General features: G+C 35.8%; 20 protein-coding genes and 2 tRNA genes. 9 read left to right on the top strand and 13 right to left on the bottom strand.

Going from position 1 to position 26,375, the window contains the following annotated elements:
• Positions 1–6 precede the first annotated feature (6 nt).
• The 3 genes from ACFINU_RS06650 (at position 7) to ACFINU_RS06640 (ending at position 1,483) form a co-directional block, all read left to right on the top strand.
• A complete protein-coding gene (locus ACFINU_RS06650) occupies positions 7–234 on the top strand; it encodes a hypothetical protein (protein WP_375618525.1) in 228 nt (75 codons plus the stop codon).
• 24 nt (positions 235–258) lie between these two features.
• Entirely contained in the window at positions 259–1,044 is a 786-nt protein-coding gene (locus tag ACFINU_RS06645) for a DNA adenine methylase (protein ID WP_375618521.1), read from the top strand.
• 64 nt (positions 1,045–1,108) lie between these two features.
• On the top strand, positions 1,109–1,483 hold the full coding sequence (locus ACFINU_RS06640; RefSeq protein ID WP_375625180.1) for a helix-turn-helix domain-containing protein: 375 nt from the start codon (positions 1,109–1,111) through the stop codon (positions 1,481–1,483).
• Between the two features lie 88 nt (positions 1,484–1,571).
• Here the strand turns inward: ACFINU_RS06640 and ACFINU_RS06635 are convergent.
• The 3 genes from ACFINU_RS06635 to ACFINU_RS06625 all read right to left on the bottom strand — a co-directional run bounded on the left by ACFINU_RS06635 (position 1,572) and on the right by ACFINU_RS06625 (position 3,866).
• A tRNA-Val gene (locus tag ACFINU_RS06635) sits at positions 1,572–1,646 on the bottom strand.
• Positions 1,647–1,743: 97 nt separating this feature from the next.
• The gene (cpdR, locus tag ACFINU_RS06630; protein WP_005773448.1) at positions 1,744–2,106 is read right to left on the bottom strand and encodes a cell cycle two-component system response regulator CpdR; all 363 of its coding nucleotides are present in this window, start codon (positions 2,104–2,106) and stop codon (positions 1,744–1,746) included.
• 842 nt (positions 2,107–2,948) lie between these two features.
• Entirely contained in the window at positions 2,949–3,866 is a 918-nt protein-coding gene (locus tag ACFINU_RS06625) for a serine aminopeptidase domain-containing protein (protein WP_375618519.1), read from the bottom strand.
• 260 nt (positions 3,867–4,126) lie between these two features.
• On the opposite strand from ACFINU_RS06625, the gene ACFINU_RS06620 reads away from it, so the two are divergent.
• Positions 4,127–4,594 carry an Hsp20 family protein gene (locus tag ACFINU_RS06620; RefSeq protein ID WP_375613075.1) on the top strand — a complete coding sequence of 156 codons (468 nt, stop codon included), beginning with the start codon at positions 4,127–4,129 and terminating at the stop codon, positions 4,592–4,594.
• Positions 4,595–4,845: 251 nt separating this feature from the next.
• Here ACFINU_RS06620 and ACFINU_RS06615 read toward each other — a convergent pair.
• Positions 4,846–4,922: transfer RNA gene (locus ACFINU_RS06615), tRNA-Pro, on the bottom strand.
• Between the two features lie 608 nt (positions 4,923–5,530).
• Between ACFINU_RS06615 and ACFINU_RS06610 the strand changes: the two genes are divergently transcribed.
• Positions 5,531–5,896 (top strand): iron-sulfur cluster assembly accessory protein, encoded by a 366-nt coding sequence (locus ACFINU_RS06610; protein ID WP_375618518.1) that lies wholly within the window; start codon positions 5,531–5,533, stop codon positions 5,894–5,896.
• A gap of 63 nt (positions 5,897–5,959) precedes the next feature.
• On the opposite strand, the gene mazG is transcribed toward ACFINU_RS06610, so the two are convergent.
• The 8 genes from mazG to ACFINU_RS06570 all read right to left on the bottom strand — a co-directional run bounded on the left by mazG (position 5,960) and on the right by ACFINU_RS06570 (position 19,656).
• The gene (gene mazG, locus ACFINU_RS06605) at positions 5,960–6,781 is read right to left on the bottom strand and encodes a nucleoside triphosphate pyrophosphohydrolase (protein ID WP_375618517.1); all 822 of its coding nucleotides are present in this window, start codon (positions 6,779–6,781) and stop codon (positions 5,960–5,962) included.
• Positions 6,782–6,814: 33 nt separating this feature from the next.
• The gene (locus tag ACFINU_RS06600) at positions 6,815–7,744 is read right to left on the bottom strand and encodes a lipid A biosynthesis lauroyl acyltransferase (RefSeq protein WP_375618524.1); all 930 of its coding nucleotides are present in this window, start codon (positions 7,742–7,744) and stop codon (positions 6,815–6,817) included.
• Positions 7,745–7,750: 6 nt separating this feature from the next.
• Positions 7,751–8,779, bottom strand: a complete 1,029-nt coding sequence (locus ACFINU_RS06595) for a zinc-binding dehydrogenase (RefSeq protein ID WP_375618516.1) — start codon at positions 8,777–8,779, stop codon at positions 7,751–7,753.
• 57 nt (positions 8,780–8,836) lie between these two features.
• Positions 8,837–10,111 carry a beta-ketoacyl-ACP synthase gene (locus ACFINU_RS06590; RefSeq protein WP_375618515.1) on the bottom strand — a complete coding sequence of 425 codons (1,275 nt, stop codon included), beginning with the start codon at positions 10,109–10,111 and terminating at the stop codon, positions 8,837–8,839.
• A gap of 15 nt (positions 10,112–10,126) precedes the next feature.
• Positions 10,127–11,302 carry a beta-ketoacyl-ACP synthase gene (locus ACFINU_RS06585; RefSeq protein WP_375618514.1) on the bottom strand — a complete coding sequence of 392 codons (1,176 nt, stop codon included), beginning with the start codon at positions 11,300–11,302 and terminating at the stop codon, positions 10,127–10,129.
• A 10-nt stretch (positions 11,303–11,312) separates the two neighbouring features.
• A complete protein-coding gene (locus tag ACFINU_RS06580; protein ID WP_005773457.1) occupies positions 11,313–11,597 on the bottom strand; it encodes an acyl carrier protein in 285 nt (94 codons plus the stop codon).
• Between the two features lie 189 nt (positions 11,598–11,786).
• Positions 11,787–14,105, bottom strand: coding sequence for an NADP-dependent malic enzyme (locus ACFINU_RS06575; RefSeq protein WP_375618513.1), 2,319 nt, complete (start codon positions 14,103–14,105; stop codon positions 11,787–11,789).
• Between the two features lie 991 nt (positions 14,106–15,096).
• Positions 15,097–19,656, bottom strand: a complete 4,560-nt coding sequence (locus ACFINU_RS06570; RefSeq protein WP_375618512.1) for a hypothetical protein — start codon at positions 19,654–19,656, stop codon at positions 15,097–15,099.
• Between the two features lie 651 nt (positions 19,657–20,307).
• Here ACFINU_RS06570 and hfq point away from each other — a divergent pair.
• The 4 genes from hfq to ACFINU_RS06550 all read left to right on the top strand — a co-directional run bounded on the left by hfq (position 20,308) and on the right by ACFINU_RS06550 (position 25,143).
• Positions 20,308–20,547, top strand: coding sequence for an RNA chaperone Hfq (gene hfq / locus ACFINU_RS06565; RefSeq protein WP_005773461.1), 240 nt, complete (start codon positions 20,308–20,310; stop codon positions 20,545–20,547).
• 53 nt (positions 20,548–20,600) lie between these two features.
• Positions 20,601–21,944, top strand: coding sequence for a GTPase HflX (gene hflX / locus ACFINU_RS06560; protein ID WP_375618511.1), 1,344 nt, complete (start codon positions 20,601–20,603; stop codon positions 21,942–21,944).
• A gap of 144 nt (positions 21,945–22,088) precedes the next feature.
• On the top strand, positions 22,089–23,915 hold the full coding sequence (locus tag ACFINU_RS06555; protein ID WP_375618510.1) for a hypothetical protein: 1,827 nt from the start codon (positions 22,089–22,091) through the stop codon (positions 23,913–23,915).
• A 151-nt stretch (positions 23,916–24,066) separates the two neighbouring features.
• The gene (locus ACFINU_RS06550; protein ID WP_375618509.1) at positions 24,067–25,143 is read left to right on the top strand and encodes a COX15/CtaA family protein; all 1,077 of its coding nucleotides are present in this window, start codon (positions 24,067–24,069) and stop codon (positions 25,141–25,143) included.
• 20 nt (positions 25,144–25,163) lie between these two features.
• Here the strand turns inward: ACFINU_RS06550 and argC are convergent, their stop codons facing one another.
• Positions 25,164–26,096 carry an N-acetyl-gamma-glutamyl-phosphate reductase gene (gene argC, locus ACFINU_RS06545; protein ID WP_375618508.1) on the bottom strand — a complete coding sequence of 311 codons (933 nt, stop codon included), beginning with the start codon at positions 26,094–26,096 and terminating at the stop codon, positions 25,164–25,166.
• Positions 26,097–26,375: the final 279 nt, after the last annotated feature.

Genomic DNA, 26,375 nt, shown 5'->3' with positions numbered 1-26,375 from the left:
GCTTATGTGGTTGGCAAAATGAGTAGGAAACGTCATGAGGAACAAGATCTCTCAGAAACAGAACGACAGCTTCTTCATGAGATGATAGAGACTTATCAAGGTTTAAAGATGATGTCACGTTTTATGAAATGGATAGCTTTTATTGTCTTTATGTTTGTTATCGATTTTGCCCGCCTTATGGACGCACTAGACAATATCTTATCACACCTCAAAAAATGGATAACAAAAAGTTAGATATCAAATCTCTCCTTTAAAAATATGATGAAACAAGAATTTACACAAACATTGTTTGCGTGGATGGGTGGTAAACACTATCTGCGTAAGAAAATTATACCGATTTTAAATAGCATTGACCATGAAACCTATGTTGAACCATTTTTAGGTTCTGGTGTTATTTTCCTAAATAAAGGACCAGCAAAATATTCCGTTATTAATGATTTGAATGGAGAGATCACGAATCTGTTTCAATGTGTTCAAAATGACTTTGATGATTTAGCCAAACGACTAGAATGGTTTGTTTGTTCAAGACAGTTGTTTTTTGAACTTGCGGCGATTGAACCAGAAAGCCTTTCCAAAGTTGAAAGAGCCGCCCGTTTTTTGTTTCTCCAACGTTGTGTCCTTTATGGGAAAAAAGATTACGTTTCTTTTAGTTTTGGAAGAAAGAGACCCGCTGGTTTTAATCCCGAAAAGCTATTATCAAGGATGAGACGTGTAAGGCAAAAATTGCTTGATACAACCATATTAAATTTGTCGTGGGAACGGGTTATCGAGCTCTTTGATGCGCCCGATAGTTTGTTTTATTTAGACCCGCCTTATTTTTTGCAAAGGAAATATTACAGTTCTGGAGATTTTGTTGAAGAGGATTTTGTCAGTATGGCAAAAGTTCTCAAGGGTATCCAAGGGAAATTTGTCTTGAGTCTGAATGATTGTGATGCGGTTCGAGAGATCTTTAAGGATTTTGACTTTTTAGAAGTTGAGACCCTTTGGACCTCTGGTTTTGCTAAAAAAACACCCCGAAAAGAACTCTTGATTCGTAATAACTGAAGAAAATCATAAAAAGATTTGTTAGAATCAGAAGAAATATTTCTTCTCTAATAGGACTTTTTATATGGTTACATCTTTTGGTAAAATTTTACGGAAACTTCGCATTGATCACTCCGAACGCCTCTTAGATATGGCTAAGAAATTAGACATATCTGTAGCATTTTTATCTTCTGTCGAGATTGGCAAAAAATCTGTTCCTGTAGGACTGGAGGAAAAGATCATAGAGCTTTATGGTTTAGATAAAGAGAAGGCTTCTCTCTTAAAAAAAGAAGCCTATTCTTGTCGAAAAAGCATCATCATAAAGCCTTCTACTCCGTTGCAACGTGAAACTGTTGTTGCGTTTATGAGACTTTTAGATGGCTTACATCAAGAAGCGTTAGCAGACTTCAAAGAAACATTAGAAACATTGTGCGAAGCGTGCTTTATAGAGAAATGTTAAAAATCCTATTCCCTAACTTTTATTTACGCGTCCCTCACTGTAAAAAATATATGGAAAATCAATAAATTATTGTTGATATAAAATGCAATGGTGGGCGTGACAGGGATTGAACCTGTGACCCCTACGATGTCAACGTAGTGCTCTCCCGCTGAGCTACACGCCCATTCATTGATGTTGCATACACCATATAGAATGCCAAACGTCAATGCCTAATTTTATTTTCTCTTTCAACAGATGCAAATAACTTTAAAAAATACTTTTTAAGCAGCGATAAGGATCTTTTCAACTTCATTGACGAGTTCACGTAAGTGAAATGGCTTAGAGAGAACCTTTGCATCAGGAGGGGCATCACTATTTGAATTGAGTGCTACCGCTGCAAAACCCGTAATGAACATTACTCGTAAATCGGGGTCAATCTCAGTCGCACGTCGTGCAAGTTCGATTCCGTCCATCTCTGGCATCACAATATCAGTCAGGAGAAGGGAAAATGGCTCTTCTTGTAAACGTTCATATGCGCTAATACCATTATCGAAATCGGCGACTTCGTAGCCTGCACGTTCTAGGGCTTTTACGAGAAAGCGACGCATATCGTTATCATCTTCTGCGAGCAGGATTCGTTTCATGATTATATTCCAATGGCTCCATTTGTCAGAGTTTTGCCGCATCAATTATACAATATAGAGTATTTATAAAAAAGATGGTAAAATGCTCATAATTGAAATGAATGGCAAAATGGTTAATTCTTACATTCTGATTCAAAATACAGCATATTCGTTGTGAGTTGGTTAAATTCGAAATATATGTGATTTTGAAAAAAGAAGGGGTTTTCTAAAACTACTAAGATGATTCATTACTATCTTTTCTTTTAAAGTTACTGATTATTATCAGAATTCCATTAAAAAACTTATGAAAACCGTTATTGTAGGGTTTTCATATATCGAGAAATTAGAAGAATATTATGTTAATTTATTGTTTTTAAAAAGTTCTCCTAAGAAATAGAAATTTTATAGTTATTTATTTTTATAGAGATTTGTAATAAATATTATAAATGCGCTTTATTTCCATTTTTTTCTTAAATAGATGAAAACTATTGTTTTCCTAGATATAATATTAAATTATCACTTAATAAAATATCAAAAATAGTATTTTGATGCTTTATTTGTAAATATGTATCATGTTATATTAAGATATATTTATTATTTTTATTTATATAAATAGTTTTTTTATTAAGTTATTTTTTATGATGTAAAATAATATTGTTTAATGTAATGATATACTTTGTATATTAGTTTTTTATTAGAATGCGTGGTGAATATTTAGGTCATGGCTTGCCTGTAAAGGCTAGAAAACGAATCATATGAGTGGTTGGAAAGAAAAATCTATTATATTTATAAAGTGTTTGTAGATCCAATGCTCGTAGAAATTTTCTTTTTTGATGGGGTGGAGCGGAAATTAAGGTTTAGTGTTATTTTACAGATACATTATCGGGAATAAAGGCATCAAATGCAGCCCAAAATTGTTTTTTATAATCTTCGTTAACCATAATTGTATCCAGTTCAGCGCCTGTAATAGTAATACTTTCTGTTAGACGTGTGTGTTGGCATAATTGCCGCACTTCAATGTTGTTTGCAATATTGTTTTGATTGGCAAGAATAAAGAGTGTTGGGATTCGTAAATTTCCATGAAGTACATTTCTTTTCATAGAATCAATCGCATTAAATACTGAAGCCATCCATTGGGATGTTGGGGGCTTAATGGAAGGGAGCGGCACTTTATGTATGTGTCCCAATTGTATATTTTTTTGTTTTGTCTTGTTTAATTTTTTCCCATCTTTCACTGGTATAAAGCCAAGACCTATATCAGAAAGAAATTGTGTTAATTTATGTTGAAAACTATTCGTTTTATTGCCGAATGGAGCAAAAAGAGGAGAAACACAGAGCAATCTATTAAACTGATGATTAATGAGATCTAATCCGCTAAGTGCTATCAATCCACCTATGCCATAGGTGAGCATAGAGTAAGGCGGCGGACAATTAGGATAAACAATATTTTTAAGAAATTTATATAAGTCATTAATATCATTATTTATATCAAAACAATGATATCGTCTTTGTTTTCTTATCTTGAAGGATATTTTTTTTTGATCAAAGCAGCCAAATATTGCTGTATGAAAACCGCGTTTAGAAATTTCATTTATTAATAAAAAATATTTTTCTAAAGTATTTGCGTAGCTTTTGAGAATAACAATTGTTCCCTTAGATTTTTTCACCTCAGGATATGTTATAGCAAAACGAATTTCGTGATCTATTGCTATTTTAAGAGTATCATGATGGATATTAAGAGAAGTGGAACCCCAGTCTATGGGATAAAGAGGTGTTTCCAATTGAAATCCTTTTTACAGTGTATTTGCCGTTTAGTGCTTTGATATTTATGTAATGAAGAAAGAGGATTAAAAAAGGGGTATATTGCTTTTTAGATAGTTTTTATCAATTTAGGTCCCAAAGAGTTGAAATAAAGAAAAACGATTACTAGATAATATAGTGCGGTTGCCATGATGGGGCCGCAGGTTCACAAGTAAGTTTGCCATGTGGGAACTTTGTGAATTAATTATAAATTATAGTCGCTCTAGAGGAGGGCAATATTATGCGTCAAGTAGATTTTTCACCATTTTATCGTTCCACAGTAGGTTTTGATCATCTTTTTAACTGGTTTGATTCTAGAACACAACCAGACGAAGTTTCTTCTTATCCCCCTTATAATATCGAGCGTTTAACTGAAGATTCTTATAGAATTTCTATGGCTGTTGCTGGTTTTTCTCAAGATGAAATTGATATTGAAACGCATTGTAACCAGCTGATCGTTAAGGGAGATAGAAAGTCTAAAAATGATGATGAAGAGCGAGAATTCCTTTATCGAGGTATTGCTTCGCGTGCTTTTGAACGGCGTTTTCATTTGGCTGATCATGTTAAGGTTATTGGGGCAGAACTTGGAGATGGGCTTCTTCATATTCAGCTTAAAAGGGAAATGCCAGCTGAATTAAAACCCAAAAAGATAACCGTACAGATGTCACCATCCATTACAAAAAATGATAACAGCGACGTTATCGTGTAAAGAAAATTTAGAAAATATGAGATCGGATAACTATAAATTTTTCTGAAGAATAAAAACGCGAGGCAAAAGGTCTCGCGTTTCGTATGTGTTTTCCTAAGAACGAAGCGCGTTTTAATAAAACAGCTTATCTCGAATTTATGATAAAATATCATTGCACATTATTCTACGTTGAAGAAAAAGTTCATGTGTGTGCAATTGAAATGCATAATAATTCACTTTTTAAGTAAGCTTATTTTATAGCATTTTAAAAATGGTCGGAGCGGCGGGATTTGAACCCACGACCCCTTGACCCCCAGTCAAGTGCGCTACCAAGCTGCGCTACGCTCCGAGTTCGTGTAAAACGATTAAATGACTGTTTCTTTAAAGGCAAGAGAAAAAATAAACAGAATAAAATCTAAAATGCTTTTGCACTTAGAGCTTTTGAAAGTAAAAAATTTGGGACATCAATATTTTGTTGTTAATTCAAGATAAATAACGAATTTGTAAAATTCTTTGTGATCATTAAATTTTTAGCTTTATAGTTAATAGATGTATGCATTTAATTACTTTTGAGATTGTGAGTAGGGGGGTAAGATTGGTGACTTTAGGGGTATGAATTGGAGCAAATGAGTGCGGAAGGTATATTGTTTTTTTACCTAATCGTTACTTTTCTAAAAAGATAAGGATTTTCAAAAGAAGAGGAGTGAATGTATGGTTTTGAAAAGTTTCGTTTTTTTAGAGTTTTATAGATGAGGTATTTTGCATTTTATGTGGATAAAAAATTGTAAGTTCTGGATTGTATAATTACAAATCTCATTTTACGGGTATGTATTTTTATCCAAATAAACAAGGTCAGAATGCTTTAATTGATGTTTCGTTTTTTTTCTAAAATATCAGATAAAATATTATAGAGGAAAAACTTTCAAAGTGTCTATTGAACTAAGAAAAGAGTAAAGGATGAGCCGTTTTTCGGTAATAAATTTGACGCAAGCAGCAGTGGATCGTGTTAAAGCGATTATGGATGCAAAAGATGCACAGGGTATTCTTGTTGGTATCAAAAAAGGTGGTTGTGCAGGGATGGAGTATACAATTACTCTTGTCAAAGAAAAGGGGATAGATGCGGATGTTGTTGAAGTGAATGGTGCCCGTGTTTTTGTAGCACATGATGCGGTATTATTTTTATTAGGGACGCAGATGGATTATGAAGTGACAACGCTTCGGTCGGGTTTTGTCTTTAAAAATCCTAATCAAGTTTCAGCATGCGGGTGTGGCGAATCGGTGGAACTTCGTCCTGCTACGCAGGATCAATATAAAACAAATTGAGCTGAGCTAAATTATAATTTAGTAATTTTAGAGGGGCTTGTTCTTTTAGGTAGAAGAAATCTACTATTTTTTATCGTTCATTTTAGCTTGCTTCCAAAGTTCTTCCATTTCATTCAAGGATGCGTCAGTGAGTGTTTTAGATTGAGTGGATAGCTTTTCTTCAATATAGGCGAAACGATTTCGAAATTTTATATTCGTTTTTTTTAATGCTTTTTGTGAATTAATCGCTAAGTGGCGCGCGAGATTAAGGAGTATAAAGTAGAGATCTCCAAACTCTGCTTCTATCTCTGAGTTTTGTTTATTTTTGATGGCTTCTTTGAGCTCTTCGAGTTCTTCTTCTATTTTTTCAAAAACTTTATCACTTTTTTGCCAATCAAAACCTACTTTAGCTGCTGCTTCTTGTAAAGCAAGTGCCTCTTGGTTTGCTGGCTGGATTTGTTTTACTTTTGCGAGTATGCTTGTGGAGGAATTGTTGTTTTTTTCTTCGCACATTCTTTTTTGTTCAACCTGTTCTCTTTTTTTTATATATTCCCACTCCTCTTTTATAAATCCTCGTTTTTTTTGCTCGGCATTTCCAAAAACATGAGGATGGCGTCGAATCATTTTTTCTGTGATTGCATAAACAACATCTTCAAAAGTAAAGCTGCCTTCTTCTTGTGCTATGGTAGCATGATATACAACTTGTAAAAGAAGATCCCCAAGTTCTTCACAGAGATCCTTTCGATTTTTTCGTTCAATGGCATCGATGACTTCGTAAACTTCTTCGAGCATATAGGGTATGAGGGATTCAAAAGTTTGTTTTTTATGCCAGATACAACCATTATCAGAGTTTCGTAATGCAGTGATAATTGTAGTGAGATCTCTGATATCTTTTGAGGCTAACATTTTGCACTTCCTTTGTAAGCAATAGAGCTTATGTTAGATGTCCCAACGTCTATGTAACCACATCCATTGTCCAGGATATTCACGGACCCAAGATTCAACAATATCATTTAATTTTTGCGTAGAAGCAGCTATATCGATATCATTTTTTTCATCACGTGGAAGTTCTACATGTTCATATAACTCTAAACGATGACGTCCACTAGGCAAACGAATACAACGTGCTGGATAAATATCACAGTCATATTGTCGAGCAAGTTTTATAATTAAGGGGTTTGTTTTAAGAGGTCTGTTAAAAAATGTTCCCATGATACCGCGGCGAAATTTTTGATCAACGAGCATACCAACATTTTCACCATCTTCTAATTTGGCTGCTAATGCCCATGCTGCACCGGCCTTGGAGGGAACAAGATGTCCCATAGAAGTTTGTCGTGCTTTAAGGATTCGTTTGGCAACATAGGGATTATTGGGTGGTCTAAATAATACCGTAACATTAAGATTAAAACTTTGTGCACAAATAGGCAGAAGTTCAAAATTGCCAGTATGTGCGGTGAAAAAAATATGTGGTTTTTTTTCATTTTTTAATCGCTCAAATATTTCAATGCCTTTAACCTCAATGAAACCTGGCTCGTCTGCATGAGGATCAAAATCAAAAATTTTATCAAGAAAAATATATTCAGCTAGGAAACGTCCTATATTTTCCCACATTTCTATTGCAATCGCACGGAGTTCTTGCTCTGCTTTTTCTGGATATGCACTCCTAAGGTTTGCAAGTGTGATTTGATGACGATGTACAAGGGGACCAATTTTTTTTGCTAACCAAGCAAAAAAAGAAATTCCCATTTTGGCTGGAAAACATTTTAGAATAAATAAAGAACCAAAGAGTAGATATGCCCATAACAAGTAGGATATTTTTTTAGCTATAATTTTAATACGATATATGAGATTTTTAAGAGAAAGCTTCATCATGATTTAATCGATTTTAAGGATAATTTTACCAAAAACATCACGACTCTCCATTCGTTTTAAAGCTGTATCAATTTCATCCAGCCCAACAATTGTATCAATGACAGGGTGTACGGCTTTTTGTGCCATTTTTTGCATGGCATTTTTCATATTTTCCATACGGCAGCCAAATGAACCGAATATCTTAAGCTGTTGCTGGAATAATTGCATGAGATTTATTGGTACTGAAACACCAGAGGTAGAACCGCAAGTCACTAAACGTGCTCCTTTTTTCATACATAACAGAGAACCGTTCCATGTATCGACACCAACATGCTCAAAAACAACGTCAACACCTTTTTTTTGGGTTAATTTACGCACTACACCTTCAAAACGATCTTTACGATAATTAATCACATGATCTGCCCCAAGAGAGTGCGCTTTTGCAATTTTTTCATCTGAACCTACAGTTGTGATAACTGTACAGCCCATGTGTTTTGCAAGTTGAATGGCTGCAGAACCAATACCTGAGCCACCAGCCTGTACCAGGATTGTTTCTCCTGCTTGTAGTTTTGCGTTATCGAAAAGCATATGTTCTACGGTACCAAAAGTAATTGGAGCAACTGCTGCTTGCAATTCATCACATTGGGGAGGTGATGGAACTAATAAACGTGCTGGCAAATTGACAAGCTCACACGCAAATCCATCAAGGTGAAAACCATAGACTCCCTTTACATTACTGCAAAGATTATCCCGCCCTTCATGACAAGCTTGGCATACTCCGCAGGTTTGTGCACCATAAATTGAGACAATCTGTCCAAGTTGGAGATGTTCAACGCCATCTCCTATTTGTATAACCTCACCAGAGGCTTCTGCACCAATGATGAGTGGCATTTTTCTTTTCGCAAAAGCCATGCCACGCCATCCCCATACATCAATATGATTAAGAGCAACGGCTTTTATCCGCACAGTTACTTCACCTATACTAGGTGAAAATGGCGGGGAAATATTGCTGATTTCAAGCCGACGATCATCGAAGAGTTGCAGTGCACGCATTATCATCCCCCTTAAATATATTATTGGTTAGCGTTATAAAATTTTATTATTAAAGGATTATCCTTTATATGCAGTGATAACAAGACTCATATTTTGACCACCAAATCCAAATGAGTTTGACAAAACCGCATTGACACAGGACTTACGGCTATGATGAGGAACAACATCTAAAGGGATAGTAGGGTCAGGATTATCATAATTTATTGTCGGTGGAAGTATTCCCGATTGAATGGTTAAAAGCGAAAAAACCGCTTCTATTGCACCAGCTGCAGTTAATGTATGCCCAATCATTGATTTATTAGAAGAGACAGGAATATGCTCTAAAAGATCACCGAATACTGTTGATAATGCAAGATATTCCATTTTCTCATTTTCAGGTGTTGAAGTTCCGTGGGCATTAATATAGTCAATTTCATTGATGGTTATTTTTGCATCGTCTAAAGCTTTGCGAACGGATTCAATTGCTGGTGATGCATCGGGTTTTGAACGTGTACGGTGAAAGTCATCGGCGGTTTCTCCACAGCCAGCTAAAATTCCTAAAACTGTAGCATTACGGTTTAATGCGCTTTGAAGAGATTCAAGAACAAGAGCGCCTGAGCCTTCTGCCATAACAAAACCATCTCGATCACGGCTAAAGGGTTTTGCTGCTTTTTCTGGAGGCTCATTCTGAGTTGAAAGAGCAGATAGTAGCGAAAAACGAATAAGAGATTCTGCTGAAACTGATCCATCTGTCGCAATTATGAGAGCTCTATTTGTCTCTCTCCGTCTAATAGACTCAACACCTAATTGAATTGCTGTTGCACCAGATGCACAGGCAGTGGAAAGTGTAACAGGAAGTCCTTTTGTGCCAAATGTTTTTTGAAGTTTTTCTGCAATTGCACCAAATTGTGTGGATTCAAAAAGCGTCTCATGGAGTTTATCTTTACAGACTTTAAGAAGATGTGCATAAGAAGGCTCATTATTGAATTCTTCCTCTTGATCAAGACTAAAACGTGCTTTCCATTCAAGTTCAACAGGAGGAGCAGCTAGAAAGAGTGGTCCATTAAAATTTTTTTTATCAATAGTAGCTTGTTCTAAAGCTTCTTCAGCAGAAAGATGTGCAAGCTTCTCAGAGAGAGCTGAAGCACCAAACGTACTTTCTTTGAGGAAATCAATCGTTCCAGCAATATATGTGTTTAATCCCTCAATGGGAAAACGTGTTATTTTGTGGATTCCGCTTACACCGCTTGTTAATTTTTGCCAATTTTCATGTTTTCCTCGTCCTAGTGATGTGACAACGCCTACACCAGTTATTGCTACAAGTGGACGTCCAAAATGATCATGATATTTCACGATAGAAATTCCCCTTCAAACAGCTGTAAGACGCACGATACCTTCAGCTCTTTTTATACCAATAGTTGTAATAAATATTTCACGCACTTCTTTAGGAAAAGGTTTTTCATGAGGACTTAATGCTGGAAAACAGTGTTTTTTTTCAATTGCAAGTGCTGCCAGAGCAAGCGCTAGAGGAAATTGTGCTTCCCGCATATAACCAAATAATGTTGTAATACCGCGATAAGATAGATCAGCATCGTCAAGAGCATATTGTTCTGCTTTTGTTGCTTCGTGAGCACCTGAGGCTGCTGAAATGACTAAGGCAGATTTAGCGCCCACAGTTTTCAACATTGTTGCAATTGACTCTCTCAGTGAAGTTTTGGTTCTATCTGTTTGGTCTGTAACAATTTGACTAATTTCAGCATAAGCACGCGCGTTACGTTTTTTCGCATGCTCTCTACTTTCAAGAACTAGAAAGATACCACCAGAACCGGTTATAATACCGCCGCCGGGGTGAATTTCACGATTCCACACTGGGCTCCATCCATTATGGGTTAAAAGACCACCAAGCTCATGCGCCAACAACATATCATAACTTTGTGCATTATAGGAACTTCCTACAAGAGCATGGGTACTTTGACCTGATTTAATACGAGCTACAGCAATTTGAAGTGCAGAAAGACCACTGCCTTCTTCTCCCATAAATGTACGAGATGATCCAGTGACTTTATGAACAATTGAAATGTTTCCTGCCAAAAGGTTTGAAAGTTGTGCCAAAAATAATGTTGGACGAAGTTCAGTTGAAAGAGCAACATTTAACATAGAAGCATGATCGGCAACTGCGCGCGCTTTAGAAAGAATCTGTGTATCAACAGTAATATCACGTTCTCCCCCACTTGCCGCTACGATCATATCCATTGTTGAAGTGAGTTGTTCATTATTTTTTATGCCGGCATCATCAAGAGCAAGACCAGCCGCATAGGTACCAAGACGCTGCCATGTTCCCATTTGCCGTTGATCACTTTTTTTAGGAATTTGTAAACTCCAATCAATTTCGGGCAATTTATGAACCGTGTAAGGTGAAAAAGTTATATAATCTAGGTTTGGTGTACGGATTGGATCATTTAAGAGATTCCAATGTTGATCAGTTCCTGCCCCCAGAGAGCTTATGAGACCTATACCAGTAATGAATACAGATTGATCATGCATGGCGAAAAAACTACTCCGCCTGTTTTAAGGCAACGAGATCATCAATTTTTGCACAAAGGTTTTTAAGAACAAAGTATTCTTCTGTTGCAACGGTACCTTCGTTGACTTCTTGTGTCCATTGTTCTAGAGGGACTTTTATTCCGAAAGCTTTATCAATAGCGAAAACAATATCAAGAAAATCAAGACTGTCGATTCCTAAATCGTCAATTGTATGACTCTCAGGTGTAATTGTATTGCGATCAATTTCACTGATTTCTGCAATGATATCAGCAACTTTATCAAACGTGGAAGGCAATGTACGGATTCCTTATTATAGAGTTAGTAAATTCAAAATACATTTAATATTGTTCTTCTAGCCTTTTTTCTCTTTAAAAAAAAGACTTAATCCAGAATATAGCTGTCTTTATCTATAGAGAAAAGAGGTTTACAGTACATGAAATACTATATCTCAATATTTAAAAAACTTTGAAATTTTATTGCGCATTTATTTTACAAGACTATTTTTTCTATTGGCAGCAAGGACAGCAAGGGCTGTTATATTAACAACTCCCCGGGAAGTTACTGAAGGCGTTAAGATATGGGCGGGACGTGCTGCCCCGATTAGAATAGGACCAACATGGAGTGCATTTGTGAGGCTTTTAACAGTGTTGAGCGTGATATTGGCTGAATCAAGTGTTGGAAAGACAAGCAAATTAGCTTCACTTTTAAGACGAGAATTAGGAAAAACACGATCACGAAAAACTTTGGAAAGGGCAGCATCAGCATGCATTTCACCATCTGCTTCTAAATCAGGGTGTAATTTGGCAAGAATTTCTGTTGCACGTCGCATTTTACGCGCACTTTCTGTGTTTTTAGAACCAAAGTTTGAGTGTGATAATAAGGCTGCTTTTGGTGTTATTCCAAATGCTTCAACTTCTTGAGCTGCCAACACAGTCATTTCAGCGATTTCTTCTGCAGAAGGATTTTCATTGACGTAAGTATCTGTGAGGAAAAGAGTACGTTGTTGAGAGATAAGCAAACTCATAGCAGAAAAACGGTGAACATGAGGATCAAGACCGATAATTTGTTCAATCAATTCAAGTTGACGTTCAAAGCGTCCTTCTAAGCCGCAAATCATTGCATCTGCTTCTTCACGCATAACGGCAAGAGCAGCAATAGCCGTTGTTGATGTTCTCACTACTGTTTTTGCCATTTCAGGCGTAACACCACGCCTCCCTGTATAATGAAAAAATAAATTAACATAATCACGAAAACGTGGATCATCTTCAGGGTTTGTTAATTCAAAATCTATACCAGGACGAATTCTTAAACCAAAGCGTTTTAATCTTGCTTCTACGACATGTGGACGGCCGATAAGGAGGGGCGTTGCTGTTTGTTCTTCAATGACAACTTGTGCTGCACGAAGGACGCGTTCATCTTCACCATTGGCATAGATGACGCGTTTACGTTTTGCTGTTTTTGCTGCAGCAAAAACAGGTTTCATTGTTAAACCAGAAAGAAAGACAAATCGATTGAGGATATCATAGTAGGCCTCCATATCTTCAATGGGACGAATGGCGACACCAGTTGTCATTGCTGCTTTAGCAACAGCGGGAGCAATACGCAGTATTAAACGCGGATCAAAAGGAGAGGGGATCAGATAGTCTGGTCCAAAATTGGGTGGTTCTTTCGAGTATGCACGTGCTACAACATCTGAAGTTTCTTCACGTGCAAGGGCAGCAATCGCATGAACAGCGGCCATTTTCATTTCTTCATTAATTGCACTAGCACCTACGTCTAATGCACCACGGAAGATATAGGGAAAACAAAGGACATTATTAACTTGATTGGGATAATCAGAGCGTCCTGTGCAGATCATTGCATCTGGTCGTATAGAGCGTGCTTCTTCAGGCATAATTTCTGGTACTGGATTAGCCAGTGCTAAAATGAGTGGATTTTGAGCCATTCTTTTAAGATATTCAGGCTTTAAAACACCACCCGCAGATAGTCCTAGAAAAATATCCGCATCATCAATAATATCAGATAAAGTTCGTGCGTCCGTTTTTTGTGCGTAATTGATTTTCCAACGATCCATAAGGGTCTTGCGACCTTCATAAACAACTCCCTCTAAGTCACTAAGCCAAATATTTTCAACTTTTGCCCCAAGACGAACCAAAAGATTAAGGCAAGCGAGGGCAGCAGCACCTGCACCTGAGGTAACTATTTTTGCATTTTCAATTTTTTTTCCTGAAAGATTTAAGGCATTTAATACAGCCGCAGAAACGATAATGGCAGTTCCATGTTGGTCATCATGAAAAACTGGAATTTTCATTTTAGCACGAAGTTTTTCTTCGATGTCAAAACATTCAGGAGCCTTAATGTCTTCAAGATTAATACCACCAAATGTAGGTTCTAAGGTCGATATTGTTTGTACCATTTGTTCTATATCGGATGCATCAATTTCAATATCAAAAACATCAATATTCGCAAATTTTTTAAATAAAACGGCCTTGCCTTCCATAACTGGTTTGGAAGCGAGTGGACCAATGTTCCCTAAACCAAGAACAGCAGTTCCATTGGATATAACAGCGACTAAATTAGCACGGGAGGTATATTGAGCAGCGAGATTGGGATCTTCATGAATCGCAAGACATGGTGCAGCAACGCCTGGAGAATAAGCAAGAGCTAAATCACGTTGATTATCAAGAGGTTTTGTTGCTTGTATTTCCAATTTTCCAGGTTTTGGGTGTTGGTGATAAAAAAGTGCGGCACTGTCAAGTTCAGCTTTTGGTGAACTGAAATCACTATTTTGTTCTCTAGACATTTTTATGATATCCAAGTTAGCGTATGTGTATATGAGATGTTCCATCTACGATAAGGTTTTGTCCACTAATAAATCCTCATTTCTCTGAATATCAAAATGTATGAGTATGAGAAAACTCTTCTGGATCGTAAAACCAGTTTGATAATTCTTTTTGTTTGTGTGCATGAATAATTTCATTGATAGCAGCACGATCAGTTTTTTCTTTCCTTAATAAAACCCGTAAAAATTGATTAGTCTACAAACGAATAAAATATTACTAATAATTACATTACCAAGCCATTATTTTTTTTGCAATGCTTACAACTTAAGGAAAGAAAAGAAGAGTGCTTTCTATTAACTTCATCTTCTTTATTTAAATTTCTATAGGGAGGTAGAAGAAATTTTAAATAACAATTTGCAATTTATAAATTATTTTTGCAGCTATTTAAAGGAAATTGGAACTTTAAAAATGGGAGTTGTTTTGTTTATTATTCAATTGAACTCTTAATAATGCAAACTTTATAATTTATAATGAATCATCTCGTATGTTGAATGAGAAATTTGAATACAATAAGATTCTTTTAGCTCAAATTCACCTAATATAATAAAAAATATTTACTTAGATAATTCAACGAGAGTAATATGTGGATAAAAAAAATAAATAGAAGTGTTTCTATGAGCTATTTTAATACAAAAGCATGAATTTTTTTCACAATTAATAAAAATAATTATTACCGATTTTGTACCTTTATAAAACTATGAAAAATAAAGGAGTTAAGAAAAAGATAAGGAAATAGAAAACATGCTTTATCATTCTTAGAATGATACGGTGTTCGATAAGTCATTACGCTTCTTTAGGGTTATTGCTTAGGATGTCAAAGAAAACCGCATGCCAATTATCCCAACCTTTGAAGTACAAAGCTACAGTTGAAAAAAAAGCATTCTATGATGAGCCATTAAAACAACTGGAGAGAGAAAGTGGAAAAAATATCTTTTTCCACTTTCTTATTTGTTATTGGATTCGACCACTTGCATGAGCAAGCATAGTATAAACTTTTCCGGTATCTGATATCAAGTACTTGCGAACTAAGTTGGAAGAGCCAGAACTGCGCGATATATCACGTAAGAGCTTTTCGAAATCTGTAACATATTGATTCACTGAACGTTTAAACCCAAAATCGCTCATATATTTTTTCTTAATCATTTCAAATATTTTTTGTCCATTTAAGGTATAAAGGCGTTCTGTTACGATGTTTTTTTGTCCACGTTGATAATGATCCCATAGCTCAACAATGGCATTGTGATTAATAGCTTGCACTATACCAGAAGCTAATGAATTAAGAGAACAGTTTGCAGGAGATGGTTTTGTTTGCACTGATGTTAAAACATCATCACTAGGGGGAGCATCATAAAATGTTTCTTCACGTGAAGCTCTTTCTAAGAGATTTGATACCCATTTATTTGGTCTTTTTTTGCTTTGATCTTGTTGCAAAATAGGCTTAGGTGGCACAATCTTTTTAACAGACTCAGTAGAACTGTCACTTTTTTGATTAAACATTGATGATGTAGGAAATGCTGATATTAGCTGTTTTTGTGCGCTCTTTTGATCATTTTGTATAACACTGACTAAATCTTGTAACGCTGTAATCTGTTCATTCAAAGCTGTGCGAATTGTTTGCGTTGTTTCTTTTGTTTTTTCTGGAAGTTTTTTTACATTTTCATTGATATCATTATTAATCTTTGAAAGCTCTAAACGAACTTCATCAGCGGAGCGACGTATATCTTCTGCTGCTTCTGAAAAACGCGTTGATGCTTCACTAACAAGCTTATTAAGTGATTGTTGGAATGAATTTGTGGAGTTACGCGCATTCTTATCAGAGCGTTCAAGTGCTGAGTTGAAGATTTTTTCATAATGCCCAATCATTTGATTAATTTCATGAGACTTTGAAACAAGAGCATCGCTTAATACAGAAAGCGTATTATGTTTTTCTTCAAGTGTTGCACTAAGTGAATTTTCAGACTGTTCAAGAACATGAATAGTTTGGGAAAGTGTCTTTGCATGTTCACCAAAACTGCTCGTTATATGATTAATTTGTTCAAAGGTACTCTTTGAAAGTCCTTGCAGAATTTCAACATTAGTATTGAGCGCTTGATTTGAGGCTGACAAACGCTCTGCTACTTGGTTCGTGTTGCGGAAAAAATTATTTGTACTCTCATTAAACTGCCCATCAATATTTTGAACAGCCGATAATAAAACATTACTATTTTCCTGAAAATTGTAAATTGATTGATTCAACTGTGTTAAGATGGATGAGACATTATTAACAAGCTCTTCCTTCATAATCGTTATTGTTTGAAGTGTTTCAGAGTTAGCTTTGGTTAAGCTATTCACTAAAGATTCATTATGTGCATAAATTCTTTGTTCAGCATCTTGTGTGGAAAGAGAGAGTTGTTCACCGATATGCTGTGTTAAAGAATCAATTGATTCTGTTGTATTTTGCGCTGCTTGATTTAAGTGATTTGTAAGCTCTGTTATTTTTCCAACATGTTCTGAAATTTGTGTTGTTGTTTGATTTCCAGCATCTTCCAGACGGCTCGTTACATCAGAGAGTTGATATCCTAAATTATTTTTAAGATTTTGCATAGAGTGATGAAGAACATCACAGCGTTCATTAAGAACTTGTTCTATTACTGTTGTTGATGTGTGAATAGTTTCATTCAATAATGCTTGTGCATTATGACTGGCTGTTGCGAAAGCTTCGACAGTATGCGCTGTTTGTTCAGACAGAACGGACAGAACTTTTTCACTGGTATCATAAACAGTTTTTTTGACATTTGATACAATGCGATTGCCTGATTCTGAGAGAATATTTTCTGCTTGTGCAGTAACATTTGTAACAGATGAAAGAATTTGTTCACTCGTAGAAGAAAGAATATCAGAAGCTTTTATAATCTTATTATGCAGGTTATCTGTCACTGTATTAACAGAGTCTTCTAAGGTTACACGCATATTGTCAACACTGCTTTCCAGCGCTTGTTGAATTATCTGACTTTGCTCATTATTAATCATGAGAGACGTTTTTAATGTGTCAGAACGTTCCTCAATAACAGATGTTTGCATATCAATGGCCTCACAGATTTGGCTAAATTTTTCAGATAATGTTTCCTCTAGCGTTGTTGTCCGTTCAAAAATTTTGTGTGCACGATCTTCTAGATCTGTATCGAATGATTCCATACGTGTTTCAAGGGTTTCAAAGAAAACACCACTCGATTGAGAGAGAGTATTCTTTAAAATTTCGGCATGGCTTTCAAGGTTTTTGATATGATCTTGAACCGTTTCAGTAATGTTTTTATTATTGGCGACAATTGCACTCTCAACTAAATCTATTTGTTGTTTCAATGCAACATCGACACGTATATCACTTTTTGCAATGAGGTTATGGATTGTTTCCATGCGTTGTTCAAGTGTACGTGCTTGATCGGCAAGAACTTCATTGAGAGAAAAACTATTAATCGCTAAAGAATCGCGCAGAGCATCGGCACGGATATCAATATTTCTCGCTTGTGCTTCTAAAGCATCTTGGGTTGTATTACAACTTTGTACAATGACATCTTGTAACTTTTCAGTGCATTGAATGATGTTTGTAATATGATTTTCAGCTTGTTTATCAACGACTTGAACATTGTTAGCCAAAACTTTTTCAATATGAGAAGTATTTTGGGATAAAACATCAATTTGATTTCTTAATGTGTCCGCAATTTTATTCTTCTCGTTATCGAGCATGTCTGCCATAAGAGCTCGTTGATCAGAAAGTTGTACTTTAAAATCTTGTGAACGTTCTTGTATGATATCAACAATGGCATTGTCGACATATTGAATTTCTTCTCTCAGACTTTCTTTACTTTTATCAATTGCAGAAAGAATAGCTTCACGTCCATTTGTAAATGCATGGGTAATGTCTGCTGTTTTTTCTTGGAGGTTCTCATTTATTTTCAAGACATGAGCTTCCAAGAAGTTACCAAGTTTTTCAGCATTATCCTCTAAAGCCTGACTACGTTCTATAAAGGAATCAATGATGGAATCACTATGTTTTTTAAGAGAAAGATCAACCGTTGCTAAACGTTGTTCAAAGGCTCCAATTGCTTGCGAGGTTACGTTATCAAATTTAGAAGAGAGTTTATGTGCTTGGTCGTCGAGCTTTAAGATCTTCTCATCAAAATTCTGTAGAGATTGATTATTACGATCAATAAGAGCTTTATCCAAGGCTTTAAACTTTTCATCGACAGCGTGCAAAGTTTGATCTGTTACTGCTTGTATATGTGTTGCAATTTTAGCAACATGTACTTCTGCTTTTTCAGCTGTTTCATTAAAAGTTTTTTCTATTTGTTTTTCATTATGATCAAGTCGTTTTGCAAAGCCATCGAAGTTTTTTCCTAATTCATGAAAAAATTCCGTGTTTTTCTGCTGAATTTGTGTTGTTGTTTTGTTAAATTTTTCAACAAGCTGATTTGTTACGCCATCACCAGCATAGGAAAGTTTTTCAACGAGGTCTTCGCCTTGTTTTTGTAAAGTTTGAGAAAGGGTTTGTGCAAGCTTTTCAACATTAGTTACAATGTTAGAGGTAACCAAACCAAATTCATCACTCAGTTGTTCTTGGGTTCCTTTAATTGTTGATTGTACGCGATCTGCATGATTCAAAATGGCTATGCGTTCATTACTCAATTCTTTGATTAATGTGTGAATGCGTGATTCATTCTCAGCATAGGCTTGTTCTAGATTGTGAACTTCACCTTGTATGATTGCTTCAAGTTCAACAGCACGTCCGAGGGTACGTTCAATACCTTCGTTCATTGCCGCTACTTCTTCACGAATGGTTTGCCCTATAGCAATAGCTTGTTTTTCAGATAGATGTTGTGGTTCACTAAGGCGCTGTGCAGCATTGGTCATAAGAAGTGCAATATTATGTAAGTCGTTTGAACGTTTTGTTAATTGAGCAACGCCCCAAGATATAAGGATAGGAATTGCTGTTCCGGCTGCTACAGCAAGTCCTGTTGGGGATGTAACAAAAGTGCTGATATTGGATAAGGAGCTGAGTCCGGTAGGTGCGAGCTTATGCGCAATAAAAGCTCCTCCCGTTGCCCATAAAGCACTAAGCGCTGTTGTATACCAGTAGACTCGCGAGGAAGAACGCTGCTTGAATGGTCCAAAATTTACAGGGGTTGTTATATCATCATTTGCGGGAAGAAGTTTTGTAGGCAATAATGTATTATGAACAGTTCCACCTGAAATATCAGGTGAAGGTTTTGGAGCAAAAAGCTGTTCAACAACGGATTTATCAATAACAGCTTCATCATGAATATTAGAAACAAAAGTTGACGTACCGTTTTCAGCAAAAAATTCTTCTTCTGCCATTGCAATTTTTTGAATCAGATCATCGACATTAACAACATTTTCAGAATTATTGGATGATATCGTTTCAAATCCTGTGTCATCGAAATCAAAGTTCATAGCTTTTGTGAGGGCTTCTTCAACTTCAACTTCAAATGTTTGCAATTTTGTTCTGCGTGCCATACTCGCCTCGTACTCTTACAGCCGGAAAAGGGATACGTCCTCTTCCACATAATTTCTACATACTAGCTGTTAATTATTTAGAAAGGAATATGCTTAGGGAAAAATTTTAAAAACTTATCAAGATAAAGTTAACGCGATTTCTTGTACCCTGTTTAAATATGTTATAAAATATAGTAAAAACAATTTATTATTTAAATCTAACTAAAACAAAAATACTGTTTACAACTTGTGTTTATAGAAAGCTTTATAAGCCGGCAGTCTTTGAAATAAGGACTTTAATAGCGGTTATATATACAGTAAGGTGCAAATGCCTCTCTTTAATATCGATAATCGTTAATAAATGTTGTTGTCCGCTTACTTTTATTGATTCTAAACGAAGCAGATTCATCATCACATATAGTCTGTAATAGCTTAGGATGTATAAAAGTATGCCTTTGAATTGTAAGCTCATAAAAAGTAAACGTGGAAAAATTTTTAATTTAATATAGCTTTTCGTAAGTTGTACTTTATTATTGTGTTAAAGAGCCGTTTTTTCTCTAATTTCAGTTGTTTGTTGCTGAATTTTTAAGCTTCTACGTTGACAATTGGATATTTTTCAGTCGATATGCATGCACGAATATTTTATGCAATCTAGATAAAGGTGTAAGAATAATGGCAGAGCGATCACAACACCTGCAAGATGTGTTTTTAAATACGGTGCGTAAGCAAAAAATTTCCCTTACAATTTTTCTTGTCAATGGCGTTAAACTCACGGGTATTGTAACTTCATTTGATAATTTTTGTGTTCTTTTGCGCCGAGATGGACACGCGCAATTGGTTTATAAGCATGCTATTTCTACGATTATGCCTGGACAGCCTGTACAGATGTTTGAGGGTGAAAGTCCTGAGTAAACATATCATTTTAAGATAGACCTCTTATCCCATTTAAAAGTACTTAGATTGCTATGATAAATGAAAATGAGAGATTAGGAGGGGTATTTTCGCAGAATACAGGACAGGTGCGCGCACTTGTTTTAATACCGATTTTTCAAGAAAATAGAAGTGAAAGCTCTTTGAGAGAGTGTTCTATATCTTCTCGTGTTAAAGAATCATTGGGGTTAGCACGTGCTATAAGGTTAGAAGTTGTTAATTATGAAACGATTAATATTGCAACGCCTCGCTCTGCGACTCTCTTTGGAAAAGGTAAAGTAGATGCGTTAACCTGTTATATAGATGAATATTCTATTGAGCTTGCGATTGTAGATCACTTTTTAACGCCAGTACAGCAGCGTAATTTAGAAAAATTGTGGAATTGCAAAGTTATCGATAGAACGGCTTTGATTCTTGAAATTTTTGGGGACCGTGCACGAACAAAAGAAGGAGTTTTGCAAGTAGAGTTAGCGCGTTTGTCCTATCAAAAAGGGAGGCTTGTGCGGAGTTGGACGCACTTGGAAAGGCAACGGGGGGGGCGTGGCTTCCTAGGTGGACCTGGTGAGACGCAAATTGAAGCAGATAGGCGTCTTTTACAAGAAAAAATTATTCGTATTCGCCGCGAATTGCAAACGGTTATTAAAACACGTGCACTTCATAGAGCAAAAAGGAAAAAAACATCTTATCCTGTTGTAGCACTGGTAGGATATACGAATACAGGAAAGTCAACTCTCTTTAACCGTTTAAGCGGTGCAGATGTTTTAGCAAAGAATATGTTATTTGCAACGCTTGATCCGACTTTGCGCAAAGTTGTTCTTCCCCATGGAAAAACTGTTCTTTTGTCTGATACTGTAGGGTTTATTTCTAACTTGCCAACGAATTTGATTGCAGCTTTTAGAGCAACCCTTGAAGAAGTGGTTGAAGCGGATCTCATTCTTCATGTAAGAGATATGTCAGATCTTGATCATCTAGCACATGCCCAAGATGTTTTAGAAGTGCTTTCAAGTCTTGATATCGATATTGATGATATGGAGCACATCATAGAAGTTTGGAATAAGATTGATATGTTAGATGAGCAAGCATTGAATGTTTTACAAACAAGCGCAAAGACGCGATTAAATCCTGCTCTCATGGTATCAGCACTTAAGGGGGATGGACTCGATCAATTATTAAGAGCCATTGAAAAGCGAATTTTTGGAGAGGTGCAAAGCATTGAATATCTTTTACAACCTCATGAAATGTCGCTTATTGATTGGTTTTATGAAAACTCTGCGGAAATAGTGCAAGAAGGGCATGATGATGGGTCTATTACCATTAGAGCGGTTGTTACTTCTGAAGCAAAAAAACAACTAGAGAGCCTCAAAAAAAATATGAATTAAGTTCTTTAAAGCTATTTTTGAACATTTGTGCTTAAATTTTATATTTTTATTATCTCAAAATAATATGACAGCAAGTTAAGAGGATAGTTACTACTTTCTCTTAATAAAACAATATGAAGAAGTATTTTGCTGGTTAAAATAAAGATGAGTCTTATATGTAATAAAAGACTATTCGTACGTACCGTATGGCGAAGCATTTTGATTGTTTTGCTATTACAAATGCTATGTGTATCTTTGATTTGGTTGTATTATTTTGTCCAGCCCCGTGGTTACCAAGCAACTTTAACATTTTCATTATCTGATTCTGTAGGAAAGCCATTACCAATTAAAAAGCAAGACAATGTTATCGCTTTTTTGTTTTCACAGCCTATGTTCTTCAATGATTCGAATTTTTCTTTAAGTGCTTCTTATAAGAAAAAAAATCATGAAAATATCCGTTTATCGCGTCATGGTGATTTTATCGATCTTATTTTTGAAGCCGAGACACTTGAAGCAGCTCAACGTGGGTTGGAAACTTTGTTTTCCGCATTTTCACAAGCAATCATAAAACAGAAACAATTCTTGTTAAATGATAAATTAGAAGATAAACAATATGATAATATTGCAATCCTTAATATCGTGCAGGAATTTTGTAAATCTATTGATTCTTTTATTCAGCGTGGTGTAAAACAAACAGAGCTTCATAATCTTTCGATGCAATTAACGCAAGCAACTTTAAAGCGTATTCATTTAACAAGTTTGAATTCAACGATTAACATGATGCGTGAAAATGGGCAGTCTTTACTGTCTTTATCGTTTATTGCAGGCAATTCAGCAATTGTTGCTCTGGAATCTAAACGTGATCTCTTGGAAACGCAAAGAGCACATATGGCTGCACAATTAGGGTGGACACATCCTCAAATTAAAGCGATGACTGCAGAATTAGAGACAGTTTCTCATCAATTAAAAAATAAAATTTTACAGATTGTTTATCAAGTTCATTCAGATGAGGTTATTGCAACGGAATTGGAAAAACAGCTTCAAAAAAGGGTGAGTTTTTTTATAAAAGATCAATCCCAATCTTTGAATGAAATATTTAATGAATTTGAAAATAAAATAAAAGCAGCGATCGATGTCCAAAATAAAGCGATGAGTAAGTCTGTTCAACGAAGAGAAAAAGTCATTGGTTCATATTGGGGATTGAGTGATAATCCTCTTCTCTTACAAAATACAAATATCCACGTGGTTATGCCAATAACGTTAGCACCAATTTCTTTTATGGCTCTTTATGGAAAAAATATTCTTGTGAGTGCATTGGCCAGCTTCCTTACTCTTTTGCTAGGAATCTTGTTATTCTATCCGTGCTTTAAAAGGAAAAAAGACCAAATCTCAGAAGAGGATTTGAGATCAAAAGAAAATTCTCTTAAGAAGAATGAGAATATTTTAGTCTCTCAAGAAATGAAAAATTTTGAAGCTTTTATTACGATAGAGGGATTATCTGATGTTTTGAAATGGCGTGCTTCAACCATTATTTCAATCATTGGACCAGAGGCTGCACGGACAGCGGCAAAGCTTTCACTTCATCTCACAAAAGAGAACAAAACAATTTTGTTGGTCGATATTTCTGGTCAACAAATAGAGAAAGTCATTGGCCCACATCGCGGACTGAGTGATATTTTAACGGGCAATGCCAAGTTGCATGATGTTATTTACCGTGATTATGATACGGGGGTTGATATTCTTCCTCAGGGGTTAACAAGTGCCATTTCAGCACAAGATTTTTCAAATGATATTTTTCATATATTACAAGAATTTAAAAAAGAATATGATTTTATCATCCTAGAGATGGCAAGCGAACCAAAATATGGGTTTGAGCAATTTGCAGAGCTAACAGACTATTATATTTGTAATACTGTTCTTAATGAACAAGAATGGATGATGCGGATGGTAGACAGCTTTCCAAAGACTGTTTATCGTGTTGTAACATCATAAGCTTCGTAAAGTAAAAAAGAAATATATATCGCATGTTATAGTGGTACGCTTGTTTTTTGCTAAAGTTGTAGTACATACTAAAATAGACAAAAAGTTAATGTTTAAATTTTAAAATGCATTTTAGTTGGAGAGAAGCGTGGGGCAATCAGAGATGGTAGTAAAGAGATTAAACAATAGCATTTTAACGCCTGTGCAAAAGGAAAATAGAAAACATATACAGGTGTGGCTTTACTCTATTTTATTGCTGTGTTTGGCAATTGTCTTAGTGGGTGGCGCTACTCGTTTGACGGGATCAGGATTATCTATAACGGAATGGAAGCCAATACACGGCGTTATTCCACCGATTGGTGTGGATCAATGGCAAGAGGAATTTTTAAAATATCAACAGATAGCACAATATAAGCTGCTTAATCCTGATATGACCTTAAGTGCTTTTAAGGTCATTTTTTGGTGGGAATGGGCGCATCGTGTTCTTGGGCGTCTTGTTGGTCTTGTCGCTTTATTGGGGCTCATTTGGTTTTGGGCGACTAAGCGTGTTGAAAAAAATATCTTACTCCCGCTTATTGTTGTACCTATTCTTATCGCCTTTCAAGGCTTTATTGGTTGGTGGATGGTTGCTTCAGGGATTGGGCAAAGTAGTTTAACAAGTGTGAGCCAATATCGTTTGGCATTTCATCTTATAACGGCATGTTTTGTTATTGTTTTTGTTACTTATTTATCTCGAGGACTTGCAGAATACTCAGAAAAGCCAGCAAATCAAAAGGTGCAATATTTTGCGGCTTGGCTTGTTATTCTCGTCTTGATAGAGATTTATTGGGGTGCTTTGGTTGCAGGGCTTCATGCAGGAAAAGTCTATAATACATGGCCCCTTATGGATGGTCAGATTATTCCTGATGGATTGTTACAGCATCGTCCTGTTTGGCTCAATTTATTCGAAAATCCCTTAACGGTTCAGTTTATTCATAGATTTTTTGCTTATTTTTTATTGATTGCCTCGGCTATTCATGCTTTCTATGTACAAAAAAATGTTCCCCGTTCAACCCACTCTCGTCGTGCATTTCTTATCTGTGTTATGATTATTATCCAAGCACTTTTAGGTATTTTGACACTGTTACATGAGGTTCCGATAAGTTTAGGGCTCATTCATCAAAGTATGGCATTAGTCGTGTTGTGTTTTGTTGTTGCGCATTGGCGAGCAACAAAAGGGGCTTATCCCGTTGTTGAATAAAAGTTTGTGAGTAGGGAGGTTTAGTTGCTTGAAAGCATTAAATCGAGGTTTTGGATAGCTGCAGCTGATGCGCCTTTTCCTAAATTATCGAATATAGCGCTGAGATTGAAAATACCTTCACGATCATTTCCAAATACGAACAGTTTCATACCATCTTTATTGGCTAAACACTCTGGATTAAGTCTTTCAAGTGAAACAGTTTCTTCTTGTGATGCGACTAAAATGGTATTTTGTCCTTCGTAATGGTTTGCGAGAATTTCGCGCAAATCAGAACAGTTTGCTGATTTTGTGAATAAATGGCGATGCAGAGGAAGATTCACAATCATTCCTTGGGGAAAACGACTCACACTTGGTATAAAAACTGGGGTTTGATTGATTTGTCCATAGATTTTAATTTCTGGCACATGTTTGTGTTCAAGATTAAGACCATAGATAAAATAATTGTCCTGAATATTTTGTTGAGATTGATTTTCCATTTGTAAAATCAACTGTTTTCCACCACCGGTATAGCCGGAGATTGCATTAATCGAGATGGGATAATCGGCGTCTAGCAGTCCTGCTTCACGGAGTGGGCGAATCAAACTAATGGCACCGGTAGGATAGCATCCGGGATTGGTTATATAATGTGCTGCTTGGATGCGCTTTCTTTGTCCTGCTGTCATTTCAGGAAAACCGTAAACCCAGTCTGGTGCAACACGGTGGGCTGTCGAGCTATCAATAATCCTAATGTTTTTATTTTTTTTAAGCCAATGAACTGTTTCGCGTGCAGTATCATCTGGAAGACACAAAATAGCAATATCGGCTTGATTAAGATAGTCTTGTCGCAGATGAACATTATGGCGATCTTTATGAGCAAGAGAGAGTAGTTTTAAATCTGTACGCCTTTCTAAGCGTTTTTGTATTTGTAGTCCGGTTGTGCCATGTTCACCATCAATAAAAACTTTGGTTAGCATTCTTATTTGCCTTCGTATTAACTTTGCCTATTATATTCAGCTTTTCACATTATAAATTATTTTTAATCATTAAATTATTGAATTTCTTTAGATTATAGATTTTTTTTGTAAAAGGTGTAAACAAATAAGAGTGTAAAAAAGAAATGTAATTTCATTTTTTACCATTCTCGAGAGGGAAGTTTTTCGCTGTTTTTATAACAAAGAATAAGATAAATATTTGCCTCATTATTTTTGAGTGTAAGTAGTTTAAAATGTTTGGTTTGCATGGTTTGCTGTGTT

The organism is Bartonella sp. AC130YNZD (assembly GCF_042196865.1).
GTDB lineage: Bacteria > Pseudomonadota > Alphaproteobacteria > Rhizobiales > Rhizobiaceae > Bartonella.
This window is presented reverse-complemented; position numbering and strand designations above follow the sequence as displayed.